The sequence below is a fragment of the Botrimarina colliarenosi genome, from assembly GCF_007859955.1.
Taxonomy (GTDB): domain Bacteria; phylum Planctomycetota; class Planctomycetia; order Pirellulales; family Lacipirellulaceae; genus Botrimarina; species Botrimarina colliarenosi.
In genome coordinates this window covers 1,802,463-1,816,071 of sequence record NZ_SJPR01000001.1, presented here as the reverse complement: position 1 = coordinate 1,816,071, position 13,609 = coordinate 1,802,463, and the positions used below count along the sequence as shown (strand labels likewise).

The 13,609-nt window shown below is 66.8% G+C and carries 12 protein-coding genes; 7 read left to right on the top strand and 5 right to left on the bottom strand.

What is annotated here, in order from left to right; translation table 11 throughout:
• Positions 1-199: 199 nt before the first annotated feature.
• Complete coding sequence (locus tag Pla108_RS07240; RefSeq protein ID WP_146444191.1) at positions 200-2,182, bottom strand: hypothetical protein; 1,983 nt, start codon at positions 2,180-2,182, stop codon at positions 200-202.
• 118 nt (positions 2,183-2,300) lie between these two features.
• Between Pla108_RS07240 and Pla108_RS07235 the strand changes: the two genes are divergently transcribed.
• On the top strand, positions 2,301-3,188 hold the full coding sequence (locus tag Pla108_RS07235) for a serine/threonine protein kinase (protein ID WP_146444190.1): 888 nt from the start codon (positions 2,301-2,303) through the stop codon (positions 3,186-3,188).
• 174 nt (positions 3,189-3,362) lie between these two features.
• A complete protein-coding gene (locus tag Pla108_RS07230) occupies positions 3,363-3,566 on the top strand; it encodes a small basic protein (RefSeq protein WP_146444189.1) in 204 nt (67 codons plus the stop codon).
• Positions 3,567-3,795: 229 nt separating this feature from the next.
• Here Pla108_RS07230 and Pla108_RS07225 read toward each other — a convergent pair whose 3' ends face one another.
• Entirely contained in the window at positions 3,796-5,052 is a 1,257-nt protein-coding gene (locus Pla108_RS07225; RefSeq protein WP_146444188.1) for a hypothetical protein, read from the bottom strand.
• Positions 5,053-5,696: 644 nt separating this feature from the next.
• On the opposite strand from Pla108_RS07225, the gene Pla108_RS07220 reads away from it, so the two are divergent.
• Complete coding sequence (locus Pla108_RS07220) at positions 5,697-6,458, top strand: LuxR C-terminal-related transcriptional regulator (protein ID WP_146444187.1); 762 nt, start codon at positions 5,697-5,699, stop codon at positions 6,456-6,458.
• A gap of 51 nt (positions 6,459-6,509) precedes the next feature.
• Here Pla108_RS07220 and Pla108_RS07215 read toward each other — a convergent pair whose 3' ends face one another.
• Entirely contained in the window at positions 6,510-7,679 is a 1,170-nt protein-coding gene (locus Pla108_RS07215; protein WP_146444186.1) for a PA0069 family radical SAM protein, read from the bottom strand.
• A 109-nt stretch (positions 7,680-7,788) separates the two neighbouring features.
• Here Pla108_RS07215 and Pla108_RS07210 point away from each other — a divergent pair, with 109 nt between their 5' ends.
• From Pla108_RS07210 to Pla108_RS07195, 4 genes are all read left to right on the top strand, one after another.
• Entirely contained in the window at positions 7,789-8,274 is a 486-nt protein-coding gene (locus Pla108_RS07210) for an FxsA family protein (RefSeq protein WP_197526318.1), read from the top strand.
• A gap of 184 nt (positions 8,275-8,458) precedes the next feature.
• Positions 8,459-8,854, top strand: a complete 396-nt coding sequence (locus Pla108_RS07205; protein WP_146444184.1) for a GntR family transcriptional regulator — start codon at positions 8,459-8,461, stop codon at positions 8,852-8,854.
• Positions 8,851-9,768 carry an ABC transporter ATP-binding protein gene (locus Pla108_RS07200; RefSeq protein WP_146444183.1) on the top strand — a complete coding sequence of 306 codons (918 nt, stop codon included), beginning with the start codon at positions 8,851-8,853 and terminating at the stop codon, positions 9,766-9,768. Before Pla108_RS07205 ends, Pla108_RS07200 begins: the two co-directional genes overlap by 4 nt.
• Positions 9,761-11,167: a hypothetical protein gene (locus Pla108_RS07195; protein WP_146444182.1), complete on the top strand. Its 1,407-nt coding sequence runs from the start codon at positions 9,761-9,763 to the stop codon at positions 11,165-11,167. The genes Pla108_RS07200 and Pla108_RS07195 overlap by 8 nt, the downstream gene beginning before the upstream one ends.
• A 14-nt stretch (positions 11,168-11,181) precedes the next feature.
• Here the strand turns inward: Pla108_RS07195 and Pla108_RS07190 are convergent, their stop codons facing one another.
• A complete protein-coding gene (locus Pla108_RS07190) occupies positions 11,182-12,723 on the bottom strand; it encodes a hypothetical protein (RefSeq protein ID WP_146444181.1) in 1,542 nt (513 codons plus the stop codon).
• A gap of 1 nt (position 12,724) precedes the next feature.
• Positions 12,725-13,507: a glycosyltransferase family 2 protein gene (locus Pla108_RS07185; RefSeq protein WP_197526317.1), complete on the bottom strand. Its 783-nt coding sequence runs from the start codon at positions 13,505-13,507 to the stop codon at positions 12,725-12,727.
• Positions 13,508-13,609: the final 102 nt, after the last annotated feature.

Below are 13,609 nucleotides of genomic sequence, written 5' to 3'. Positions count from 1 at the left end.
GGCCTACTGAGACGCGGCGACGTGTCGGCGCGTTCCGTGGCAAGCCACGGAACACCCGGGAAACCGTTCATGGTACCGGGCCCGGGGGGGCTGTCAACGAAGGAGCCAAGCCGCAAACGCCTACCAGTTAGGGACTTTCGTCGACCGACCGAACACGGGGCGCCGATCGGGAGGGCTGGGGGGATTACGCAGGCGGCGCCTACTCAACCCGGGTCCACACGATCGACGACGCCGCGCCGCTTGGCTCGGCGATCGCCTGGAGCCGGACCGGCCCGCGCCCCAGCATCTCAGCCGGGATCAGCGCGCCGCCCGTCGCCCCGTCGATCGCCCCCACCTCGCGGTGATTGTGTCGGATGACGATCCGCTCGGCGCCGCGTGACTTGGCCGAAACGGCGACCTTGCCGTCCAGCGGGGTCGTCGCGGCGTCGATCTTGAGGACCACCGAGGGCGCGTCGTCGTCGTCGCTCTCCGCGAGCGGCAGCTCGATCTCGCCCAGCTGCTGGCGGTGGGCGCCGATCGCGTCGGGGTTGCCCGCGACGCAGCGCAAGTCGTGCCAACCGGGGCCGAGTTGTTCGCTCGTGAACGAAGCCTCCGTTCCCGAAGGGAGCCGCATCCTCAGCCGCCCGTCGACGAACAGTTCCCAGAAGGCGACGCCCGCGGCGCCGTTGGGCGTGATCCGGGGCTTGATCCGCAGCGCGACGTCGCCCGCCTCCGGATCGGTACTAACCGGGGCTTCGGAAGGAGCTTCGGCAGGGGGCGTGCCCACCGGCGCTGGCGGCGTGAGTCCCAACTCGGCAAAGCCAAAGGTGCTCGTCACGCCCGGCTTCAGCAGGTCGTCGTCCGGTTGCTCCGGCCACCCTTCGATGTCGAGGGTGGGACGCTTCGCCCAGGGCTGGCAGAGCGGGTCGCCCAGGATCAGCAGCTGGTACGGCGACGCGACCGACTGATAAAACGCCTCGACGAGCGAGCACCCGCGGCGGTAGTGCAGCTGCAGGGCGGCCGTGGGGAACTTGGCCTGGATCGCGTAGGGCTCATGGACCGCGCCGCTCGAAGCCGTGGCGCCGGCGCGGATCAGCGCGCTGATTGGTGTCTGGAAATCGATGTCGAAGAGAACCCCGCCGGCGCTGGTGAGGTGCTCGCAGATGGCGCCGGGTTGGATCGTCATGGCGGCCTTGTCGAGCGGCAGGTCCGCCCTGCCGAGGGTGAGGCTAGCCACGTCCTGGGCCCCGTCGGGCAGCGTGCCGGTCTGCACCTTGGCCTGCGCGCCGAGACGCTTCAACGCGGCGACTGCTTCATCGAAGCAGCCGTGCCGGGTCGTCGAGCGAACATCGTTGTTCTTCAAGTAATAGAAGACGCCGTCGGGGGGCGACGCCTCGGCTTCGACGGCCCGCTCGAGCGAAGCGATGACTTCTTCCACGGTGTTGCCGCGCCCCGTGGTGACGCCGAGCACGGTCGAGAGCAGGTAGCGCCGCCCCGATTCGAGGTTCGGGGCCCGCCCGCCCTTGTCGTTCCAGGCGTAGCGGCTGCGGAACTCGCGGGAAGGAAGATTCCCGAGCGTTTTGCATTGCCGCAGGTTGAGCGATCGGGGTTGTCCGGGCGGCGTCGCGAAGTACCAATTCGAGTCGAAGCTCACCAAGCCGGGGCTCTTCGCCAGCACAAAGCCGTAGAGGTAGGTCGCCCCGTTGATCGAGGCGTAGGGTCTCAGCTGCGACGGAAGTTTGACGTCTTCCGGGTAGTCTTCCTGCAGGGTGATCCGCCAGGGCAGGTCGGTCGAGTAGGCGATGACGTCGATCTGCATCCCGAGCTTGCGCTCTTCGATTGCCTTGAGGAGCGGGCCGAGAATCTCTTCGCGGAACGACCAGCCCGAGATTGACTCGCGGCTGCCGGTGTAATCGAGGGCGAGGACGTTCGACGCCGGCAGGTTGCGCAGGCGGACGTAGTGGTTCGCAACCTCCTTCGAGCCGGCGCTGTTGGCGTTGACCACCAGCAGGACGTTCTCCGGCCCCCCGCCGGCCCAAGCGGCCGTGGCGCCGAGGGTCGCTAGCAGCAGGGCGACCAAGGATCGAGCGACAGGGCGGCCGGCGCGGCCGCCGCCAGCGCTAGGGCGTCCGGGGCTGGGTCGGCCCGCGTTGGGGCATTGGCCCGCGTTGGGGCATTGGATCGAGGCGGGGGGAGGGCCCATCCGAGAGGCGCCTTTCGGTTTGCAGGTTGGAATCGGCATTCGCAGCTATAGTGGTACGGTCCGGCGGGGCCGTCGGGCGGCGATTGTCTTCACTCCATCCAACCAGCGGCCTGCGTCGATGCCCGGACTCGGCTCGTTCTTTCGATCGATTCTCGATGGCGGCAAGGTGGATGTCACCAGCCGCTACGAGATCCTCCGTGAGGCGGTTTCGGGCACGATGTCCGACTTTCACATGGCCCGCGACCGCGAGACGGGCGAGATCGTCGGCCTCAAGGTGCTCGATAAGGTTAAGACGGAGCAACTCGAGGCGCGGTTCCGTGGCCTGAAAAAACCGAGCGAAGGGGAGATCGCCGCCCGCTTCGACCACCCGACGATCGTCAAAACGTTCCGCCATGGCATGACGACCAAGGGGGAACAGTTCATCGTCATGGAGTTCCTCGACGGGCCGGGGCTCAACTCGTTGATCATCGGACGCGACAAGCGCCTCGACGGCAACCGGCTGACCCTCATGCGCCAAGCGGCCGAGGCGCTCGACGTGGTGCACAAAGCGGGCTTTATCCACCGCGACGTCTGTCCCCGAAACTTTGTCTGTGCGAAGGACGCGTCGTCTCTCAAGCTGATCGATTTCGGCCTCACGGTTCCGGCCGAGAAAGAATACATGCAGCCCGGCAACCGCACCGGGACCCCCAACTACATGGCGCCGGAGATTGCGCGGCGGAAATCGACGGACCAACGGGTCGACATCTTCGCCTACGGGGCGTCGATGTTCGAGATGTTCGCCTTCGAGCTTCCCTGGCCTCGCGGGGCGGACGGCCAAGCGGCGATGTCGCACGGTCAGATCGCGATTCCCGCGCTAGCGGGCTTCATCCAGAACATTCACCCCGAGATCGAGGCGGTTATTCGCGACTGCCTCGCCCCCGAGCCGGAAGGCCGCCCGCGGAGCATGGAGACCCTCGTCAAGCGGCTCAAGAGGCTGCGGAGCGAGTACGCCGAGCCGCCGGGTTGAATCGGCGCGGAGGGGGGCAATTTGGCCCTCCGGTGAAAGCCCCGCCCCGGTTTCTGCCGAAAAGAAGCGGGTTGTGCCGGCCGGCCCCAGCGCCTAAATTGTGGGGCTCGCCAAGCGGCTCACCAGGAGACCGCCCCGGCGACACAGCTAGCCCCCTCTCCCCGGCGTGACGCCATGGCGATCGACAAATCTCTCAAAGTGAAGGCCGGCGTTACCGCCAGCCGTAGCGTTCTCACCCGCGTCGAGCGGATCACGCGACTCCGTGAGATGGAGAAGTGGGGCGAAGAGAGCTCGCCGTTCGGCCTGCCGAAGGTGCGGGTCCGTAAGCTGCAGCTCAAGAAGAAAAAGAAGACCAAGAAGGAAGAAGACGACAAGTGATTGTCGGCTTCCCCGGCGGTTCGCCTGCCGGGTCGCGGCTTTCCCGCCTGGTAGTTTAGCCCGGCGTGGTTGGTTCCCGCCGCGTTGCTGGGCGACGGGCGTCCCAACAAGGTGTCCAAGCCCGATCAGAAACGAATCAAGCTCAGTACACAACACAAAGAGCCGCCGGATCACCGGCGGCTCTTTTTTTTGGCTTGGTTTCTTGCTACGTGGCGGAGAGGCGGCCGATTCAGAAGCCGTTTCCGGCCACTCGGCTCGGCATCGGGTGTTCGGTCCGGCGCCCCTCGGCACGACTCTGAGGCGATTGGCTGCTGAGGGACTCCGCCTTCCGCTTGACGAGCTCGCGGACCAGTTCCGGCGAGGCCGAATCGGGGATCGCCATCCGCTCGCTGGCCGTAAGCCCGTCGCGGTACAGTTCGATGAATTGGCGCCGCTCATCAAGCCGGTCGAGCTCCGAGTTGGCCGCGCCCAGGGCCGCGGCGTCGCCTTCGCCAAGGGCCATGACCGCAGCTTGCAACGCCTGCACCGCGGCGTTGTAGCCCCGCACCTCGGCGGCGAGCCGCCGCAGATCGACACGGGACGACGGGGCCTCTCGATAATCCGGCCGGAGTGCTCGCCGGCTGGCGCCGGAGCGGAGTGGGTTCGGGCTCACCGACGGGTCGTCGCTGAAAGGGTCTCGCCACTCAAGCGGCGCCGCCGACGGGTGACGCGACCATTTACTGCGTGACTCACGCGCCGCGGACGACTCGTCGGCCGCGTCTTGTGGAGCGGGGCTGTCGGCGGGAAGCACCGGCTTGGCGGACGACCGCTGAGTCGCCCGTGGGCCGACAAATTGGCTCGACTTGGGGCGTTCGACCGTCGGCGCCGGCCGCGAGCGGAGAGGGTTTCTCGAGCCCGTCGGCGACGAGTCGACCGTCACTGTTGCGTCCGGAGTGACCGTTGGTTCCGGAGTGCTCGTTACATAGGGGTTTTCTATCGTCGTGGCCGAATCACGCACCTGCACGCGGCCGCTCGGGCCCGGTTGTTGGGGATCGAGCGTCGGGACCACCTCGTCGGTCACCGCGGGGAGCGCGATCTCGGCGCCTGGGTCGAGAGGAGCGGTCCGCTCGAACGCGGGCGCAGCCGGGATGTTCCCCGACCCGCCCGGCATGACGGCTCTCAGCGCCGCGCCGAGCCAGGCGGTCATCAGGTCGTGGTTCCGGACCGCGGCGATCCCCGTGACCTGGCTGGCGACGTCATTCCAGTCGGCCAGCACCTTCTCGGCAGCCTCACGCCGCTCGCTCAGCGAGGGCTGGTGGTGGCGGTAACGCAGGTGGATCTGCTGCGCGAGGGCGTCGACTCGGCTTTGGAGCGAGCCGACTAATTCCGTCCGCGAAGCCAAAGGCGCGCCGGCAGTCGGTTCCGCCAACGCCGAGGGGGCGGTCGCTGTCTCCGCGACGCCGAAGGCGAGCGCCAGCGTTGCGGCGATCAGCATCCGGCTCGACATAGGGACGTTTCCGTTCAACAGGGGGATGAATCGGGGCGGGAGACAGGACGCGACGGAATCGAAAGCGGCGGTCCGCTGCATTCTAGGACCCCCCCGAGCCCCGCCGCGGAAATGTTTGGGCTGGGAAACCATAGATTGCCCCTCACGGCTGTCAAACTTTGACGGCGCAGAACGCGCTAAGTCGCCTACCGCGGCGGTGGAGATTGACGGCGGCGACGATTACAGCGACGGCTTCAGCGGCGGTCGAGTCGGCAGGGGCGCCAGCAAGGGCGTCAGCAAGGTACGGAGAGCGTCGTGAACTGAACGGTGTCGCTATTGCGCAAGCAAGTCATTCCGGTGCGTCTTGTCCTGCAAATACAGATGAGAAGTTACCCGGAGGAAAAACGATTTCATTCAAGATTTTTGATCATAGCTCGGGTGGCTTGGAGCCGAACCCAAGTCATGCGGCAAGGCGCCATCGCCCCACGGAGCCCATTGTCGCAAGTTACCGAGACCAGCCATTGCGGGCAGGGCAATGTTGGTCGGGTGTATTGGCGGATTCACATCTCATGAGTTTCTTGGCGCGGCCGTAGCCCGACCGCTTGCTGCTGCCCACTCGTTTCTTGTTGCTCCGTTGGAGCGGCTGAATCCGTGTGGGAGTGGAAATGCAAGCGTTCTATAACTCGATCGATCAGCAGTGCGAGCGGCTTGGCGGGGCGTGCCGAGCCATCCTCGTTGGCGCGAACGACACGTCCTATTCGGTGTGGCGAACCGCCGCCGAGTCGCAGGGCGTTTTTTTGCAGACGGTGTCGGAGCCTTCGGAAGCTGACTCGCTGTTGCGAAGCGACAGCGTGACGTTCATCATCTCCCCGATCCGCTGGTTCACCGATGCGGCGTCGATGAACTGGGCGTGCCGGTGGCTCCACCAGCTGCCGATCGTCGTCATAGGCGGCAATGCGATCGAAGCGTCCCTTTGGCGTCAACTCGCATGGGACGCCGTCGCTCCGGAAGAGTTGTCTCGGGCGGCCGAGACAGTCGTCGAGATGGCGCGAGACGAGGCCTTCCGACGGGCCCGACAGCGGCGCGTCGAGGCGTTGTACTACGAGCGGATCGCCGCGTTCTCGCCCGAAGAAGCGCAGGTGTTCACAGCGGTTTGCAGTGGCCGCCTGAACAAACAGATCGCCTCGGATCTGAAGGTAAGCGTCCGGACCATTGAACAACGCCGGCGACGCGTCTTTGAGAAGATGGGGGTCGACTCCGCCGTGCCGCTGTCGGCGCTAGCGGCGACGGTGCAGACCCTCGCCGAGCAGAACCGCGTTTGCCAGCGGGTGGCGATCCAGCTCGCGCCGGCAAGTATCCCCGAGCCGAAAACGTTTCCTCGTATTACGAGTCCCGACGTTTCAAAGCGGCCGGTCTACTCAATGTAGAGGCGACGTAAGGTCCAAAAAGGAAGGCTCGCCTTCGATGGTGGGCGCGTCTCAGAAGAGAGCGAGCTGTCGCTCGGCGGCCGGCGGTCGAAAAGCCTCGCCGCTGAGCGGTTCCGGCGCCAGCTGCAGCCCTTCGCGGTGGGCGAAGACACGGAACGTCCGCGAGATCTGGCCCGCGTAGGCCCCGACGCCGGTCATCCGCGCGCCGAACCGAGGATCGTTCCAACGCCCGCCGCGGACGCCGCCAATCAGGGCCTCGACTTTGGGGGCGCGGTTCGGCTCACAACGGCGCAGCCACTCGACAAAGACGTCGCGCACCGACCCCGCGAGCCGCAGCAGCGTGTAGCTGGCGGAGTGCACGCCCGCGTCGCGCGCCGCCGCGAGCAGGTCGGGGATCTCGTGGTCGTTGAGCCCCGGGATAACGGGGGCGATCATCGCGTGCGTCGGTACGCCGGCGGCCGCAAGCTCGGCGATCGCCTCAAGCCGAGCGGTGGGCGTGCTGGTGCGCGGCTCCATGCGCCGGGCCAGCTTCTCGTCGAGCGTCGTCAGCGACACCGCCACCACGGCCGCCCGGTGTTTGGCGAGCTCGCCGAGCAAGTCGAGGTCACGCGTCACCAACGCGTTCTTCGTGACCAGGCCGACCGGCTGCCGGCACTCGGCCGCCACCGCGAGGCATCGGCGGGTGATCTCCAAACGCCGCTCGACCGGCTGGTAGCAATCGGTCACGCCGGAGAAGACGATCGGCTCGGGTCGCCACGACGGCCGGGCGAGCCACTTCCGCAGCAGCTCGGGGGCGTCGGTCTTGGCGATGATCCGCGACTCGAACCCGAGCCCCGCGTCGAGCCCCAGGAACTCGTGCGTCGGCCGGGCGTAGCAGTAGCTGCAGCCGTGCTCGCACCCGCGGTAGGGATTCAAGCTCCAACGAAAGGGGAGGTCCGGGCTGTCGTTGTGATTGACGATCGAGCGGGACGCGTCGGTCTCGACCGTCGTCCGCAGGCGGGCGGCCGCTTGGGGCGAACTGCTCGGATCGACGAGTCCCTGCGACGCCAAGAATTCGGCGTCGTGGGCGACGTGCTCCCAGTCGGCCTCGCGATCGACCGGCGTGTGGGGATTCGCGGGGCGGAACGCCGATCCACGCCCCGCGAAGGACGATGCTGGCGCCGGCGCCGACGGCAGGTCGCCACGTGGTGTTGAACCCTCGTTCGCCGAAGTCGATAGCATGGGAGAGCCTCCGCGGAGGATGATGCCTACCGTCCACTTAAGGTATGTGTACGCGCATACACCGTCTTCGTCAACCTTTTTCTAACCCGATTTGCCGGGTCGATCCGCCGTGCTCCTAACGCTGCTCCTGCTGTTCACCCTCCTGCCGATGGCGGAGATCTACCTGCTGGTGACGCTCTTCCAGACGATCGGCTGGTTTCCGACGCTGCTGATCGCGCTCAGCACCGGCGTCATCGGCGCCTCGCTGGCGCGGAGCCAAGGGCTGGCGACGTTGTCGCGCATCACCCAAGAGATGTCGGCGGGCAAGGCCCCGGCCGACGCGTTGGTCGATGGCGCGATGATCTTGCTCGCCGGCGCGTTGCTCGTCACGCCGGGTGTGCTGACCGACGCCTTTGGGTTCGCGCTCTTGATACCGCCGCTGCGGAGCGTGCTGAAGCCGCTGCTCCGCGCCGCGTTCCGCCGCAACCTGCAACGGCGCAGCGGACCGGGCGGGGCGGTCTACACCTGGTCGGCAGGCAATCCGCCGCCCGAGCGCCGCGCGGACCAGGTGATCGACGCCGAGGTGATCGAGGTCCGCACCCGCGACGCCGAGTGACGTCGCGCCGGTCGGTTGGCCAACTCTCTCGTGACGCTGCCCGAGGCTAGCGCCTGCGGCTCATGTAGGGGGCGTACTTGAGCCGCAGGCGCTAGCCTCGGGCAGCCTCTCAGAAGGCCCACACCGAAAAGCGACAGCAAGAAAAGCCTTGACACGCCCCTGGTGTATTGCTGTAGTGATACACATGAGTTCGCCCCGCCACTTCGACATCCAGCCGCAGTCCGGTGTGCCGATCTATCAGCAGATCGTCGACCAGGCCGGTGCGTTGATCGCCGGCGGGCGGCTCGCGCCGGGCGATCTGCTGCCGAGCGTGCGTGAAGTCGCCCGTTCGGCCGAAGTGAACCCGATGACCGTCAGCAAAGCTTATTCAAAGCTTGAGGCGGAGGGCCTTGTCGAGCGCGTCCGTGGACGCGGCATGCGGGTCCGGCGGCTCACCGAGGGCGAAGGCTCCGTCACGCAGCGTAAGACGCAACTCGAAGCGCTGCTCGAACCGGCCCTCGCCCGGGCGGCGCAGCTTGGTTTGTCGGCGGACCAAGTCCGCCAAGTAGTGGAACGTCTTCTCAAGGGCTACCGACCATGACCACTCCGCTGGAAGCCCGATCGCTCATCAAGGCGTTCGACGGCGACGCTGTGCTGAAGGGGGTCGACCTCACGGTCGAACCGGGGACGGTGCTCGGCCTGCTGGGCAAGAACGGCTCGGGCAAGAGCACGCTCATCAAGTGCCTATTGGGTTTGCTGAAGCCAACCGCCGGCGAGGCGTTCGTCTTTGGCGAGGACGCTTGGAGTCTGTCGGCGGCGGCGAAGGGGCGGCTCGGCTACGTGCCTCAGGAGGTGGTGACCTACCCGTGGATGCGGGTCCGCCAAGTGATCGCCTACACGGGGGCGTTCTACCCGACGTGGAACCAACGGCTCGCCGACGACCTCTGCCGACGCTGGAACCTGCCGCTGGAGCAGCGGGCGGGGGTGCTGTCGGTGGGCCAACTACAGACGCTCGGCTTGGTGCTCGCCCTCGGTCACGAGCCCGAGCTGCTGGTGCTCGACGAGCCGGTGGCGAGCCTCGACCCGTCGGCCCGCCGCGAGTTCCTGCGGATTTTGATCGAGATCACCGGCGATGGTGATGACGCTGGCGGCCGTGTTGGGGAATCCGCCCGTCCCCGGACGGTGCTCTTTAGCACGCACATCACCAGCGACCTCGAGCGGATCGCCAGCCGGCTGGCGTTGTTGAAAGACGGCGCGATCGCGTTCGAGGGGGAGTCCGACGCCCTGAAGGAGCGGGTCAAACGGATCCGCCTCACCAGCCGCAACGGCGCGCTGCCTACGGGAATCGACATCCCCGGGGCGATTCACACCACGGTGGAAGGCGTGCTTGCCGAGGCGACCGTCACCGACTTCACGCCCGACCTGCCGGCGCGGCTCGCCGCAGAAAACAACGTCGATGTGGCGGTAGTCGATCTCAACCTCGAAGAGATCTTTGTGGAGATGCACGATGAATAGCCCGAGCGTGACGCCCTTGCCACGTCGCTTAGCCGCGGCGTGGTCGACCTACACAACGCGGCCGATGTGGTGGTGGTTTCTTGGGATAGCCGGCCTCGTCTTGCTGCTGACCTTGGTGGTAGCTCCTCGCAATGACGAGCCATTTGACCCGGAAGAAATAGTGCTCGTGCCGATCTGGTTAAGCGTCGCGCCGATCGTCTTTGCCGCCCTGCTCGGTTTGCACATCAAGTCGCAGTTCGTCACGCCGGCGGCGCGCGTCATGCCGACGTACCGTACGCCGCACCTTGCTGTGGTAGTGATGTTGACGTTGTTAGTCCTTGGCGTCGTCCCCCTCGTGACCGCAGTCGGCTACGGTTTATCGCCGCTCGGAGCGATGACGCTGGCAATCAGTATTGCGACGTTAACCTACTGGGCCCATCACCACCGCCTCGCCGCCCTGCCGGCGGTAGCGATCCTGTTTTCACTCCCGGAGCCGCTCGTGGCCCGGTTCTGGTTCGACCCGGCGGTCAACGGCTGGCCACTCCGTTTGGCAATCCTGATTGCGGGCTGGTGGGGCTTTGCACGATGGTTGCGTCACGTCCATGCAATGCACGAAGAACGATCCGACTACCTGATCCCCCCAATCGGCGCGGCGTTCCATCGGCCAAGCCGCAGCGAGCGTGCCGAGCAACGCAAGATCGCTGCCAGGGCGATTCAGAAACACCCCTATTGGATCGCGTGGCTTCTGGACCCGCGCATCGACCGAACTCTCGCCCGTCCGCGACCTCTCCGGTTCGTCGAGCTGATGCGGCTAGGAAACGGCCCTCAATCGACTGAAACTCGAGCTCTGCTGGGTTGCGCGATGTTCGGCGTCATGTGGGTGGGTATGGCCGAGTGGATCGACCCGCAGATGATAAGGCAGGCACCTTTAATGGCTTGCTTCATGCCAACCATTCTCATGTCGACGCTGATCGAACCGAAGAAGCCGCTCATCGAGACCGAACTGCTGCGACCCGTGACGCGCGGCCGGTACTACAGCACGTTGTTGACCGAATGGCTGCGTGACGCGTTGTTCTTCGCTGCTGGTCTCGCGACCTTCGTGATCGTCCTTTACTCGGTTTACCTGCCGAAGTACGTGACGCCCGCCAACCTCGTCATGTTGGTTTCGTACGTCGCGGCTTGTAACCTACTGCTCTGTTCTTTCAGCGCTTTGCTGGCTAGCAAATTCAACGCGATGGCGAGAATGACGATCCTCTACGTCCCCATGATGGCGATGATCGGCCTCGGCGTTTGGCTGTGGTCGCTCCACGAGTCGTACGGCGTCGGACCACTGCTCGCGGCAGCGTTGGTCTACGGAGTGATCGCCGCGTTGCTGCTCCGCGCAGCGCACCGCCGCTGGTGTAACTACGAAGCGGGGTGAAGAGGCGAGCCCGGTCATTCGATTGCAGTGAGCCTTTGTAGACGCTCTTTAATGTCGTCGGCGGGGAAGAGACAAAACGAGTGCTCGCGCGAGTCGAGCACCGCCGCGGCCCTTAGCCCGTGCTCGATCTGCTTGAGGCGCTCTTCGCTGGCGACTCGTTCGTCGGTGAGCGACGCGGCCATCGCTTCGTTCGCCTGTGTGATGGCTTCGTGGCGCTCGGCGGCGTTGGCGGGCGTCTTGGCCGTGGCGACCCAGCGTTGCTTGACCGCCGCCGCGTCGCTGTTGGGGGCGAATTTCTCCGGGTGATACCGCAGGTCGCGCAGCCGGCGGAGCGCCGCGCGTCGGTCCGCCTCGGTGGGCGAGTCGTGCTCGATCGGTAGACGGAGCGTCGCGGAGAGAGTCGCGTGCGCCGGCGGCCGGACGCCCAACCAGCGCTCGGCGAAGCGGTCGGTCACCTGGTCGTACTTAGCGCCGCCGATGCCGTGGAGGAAGAGGTCCGCCAGCACCAGCCGGCAGTAAAGCGTCGTCACCAGTGCCCGGCTGCGGATCTTGATTCCTTGCCCGCGGAGCTCACCGAGCCAAGCGACCACACCATCGGCGTCGGCCGGTCCCGCCGTGACCCAGCCGGCGTGGTCGGAGAGTTCGACGCGCTCGCCGTCGCGTCGGACGAACAGCGGACGCCGAGCCGGATGATCGATCGACCAGACCCATAGCGGAGCCTCTCGCCACGCATCGTCGGTCGCCAAGTCGGGCAGCGGCTGGGCGGCGTTCTTCAGGCCGTGAGCGGCGCGGTACTCGGCCAGCGCGCCGTTGTAGGCGTCGGCGACTTTGTCCGCGTGGAGGAGGATCTCGGCGAGGAGCCGGCGGAAACCAGCGCTGTCACAGACGGTGCTGAACGGAAGTTCGAGCGTCGGACAATCGAAAGACGGCTCGGCCGCGTGGCGCGCCGCGGAGAGGCCGTCGGCGAGGAGGCCCCCCGCGTCGATCGCCGCGCGGGCGTGCGGCCAGACCGACGTGACAAGCGGCCTACCGACAAAAGGTTCGATCGTGGACGCGACGCGCGTCGCGAACGAGTCGAAGACCGACCGATCGAGCACGCGGCGTTCTTCGTAAGCCATCGGCGCGCCGGGCCGGTCGTAGGGAACCGCCTCCCAACGCGGCGCGGCGATCGAGCCAGTGGGGACGCGGATCGAGGTCGCCCGGCAGAGGTCGGTGTCGATCACCAGATGGACGCCGACACCGCCCGACGCCCCCGCTAGCGACGCCAGCGCGAAGTTCTTGAACCAAACGCCTGGGTGGAACAGCTCGGGCTGGTGACCGGACAGAATGAGTGGGCCAGCGGCGTCGCCGTGAGCCGCCGCCAGCAGATCGCGACGCGCTTCGCTCGCCAGCCGGGCGAGGGGGACGCCGCCGATCGTCAGGTCGGCACGGGTCGCCGGTTCGCGGAGCCGGGCCAGCAGAACGCGCCAGTCGGGATCGACCAGCGCAGCGTTGTTGTCGGCCGGGGCGCGGTACCGGGCGTAGGTCGCTTTCGCCGGCATGTCGGCCCCCGGCATATCAGCCTGCCGTCGGGACCGCGACGCCCGACGCCACCAAGCCGGCGCACGGATCGACATCGGCGGCCGGATGCCGGACGTTCACCCGCGCCAGGGCGCGGTCGATCACGTCGCGATAGTGCCGCAGGCGGCGCTCGGCGTCGTCGAGTTCGCCGCCGAAGGAGCGCTTCTCGTCGAGGTAGATCAGCGGCACCGCCGCCTCTTCGATCTTGAGCCCATGGTGCGCGGCCTGCACCCACAGCTCGAGCGGCATCGCGTACCCGTCTTCCCGGAGCTGCAGCGGCGAGAGGGCCGCGACGCGGTACGCCTTGAAGCCGCAGAAGGCGTCGGTCAGCGACAGGCCGAGACGCTGGTTGATCTCGCCGGTGATCGTTTGGTTGATCGCCTTGCGGTCTTCGGGCGCGGCGAGCCCGCCCGACTCCGAAGCGCTCAGATAGCGGCTGCCCGAGACGATGTCGATGTCGCCGGCGCAGCGGGCCGCCAGTTCGCGGATCCGCTGGGGCTCGTGCTGTCCGTCGCAGTCGATCGTCACGAGCACGTCGTAGTCGTGCGTCTTGGCGTAGCAGAACGCGGTCCGCAACGCGGCGCCGTAGCCGCGGTTCGGGTAGTGCGTGATCACCCGGATGTCGTCGCGCTGCGCCAGCAGTTTGGCGGTGTCGTCGGTCGAACCGTCGTCAACCACCAGCACGTCGTCGGCCTGCGAGACGACCTGGTCGAGCACCCGCTCGAGGTGGGCCTGTTCGTTGTAGACCGGCAGGGCGGTCAGCATTCGGCAGGGACGCACGTCAGGCCTCGGCAAGCGAGAGGGGGGCGGGAGGGCGGGGTGAGTCGGCGGGTTCTTGATCGTCCAGCGGGAGGCCGGAAGGTCAGAGCAGTTTAGGCAGCC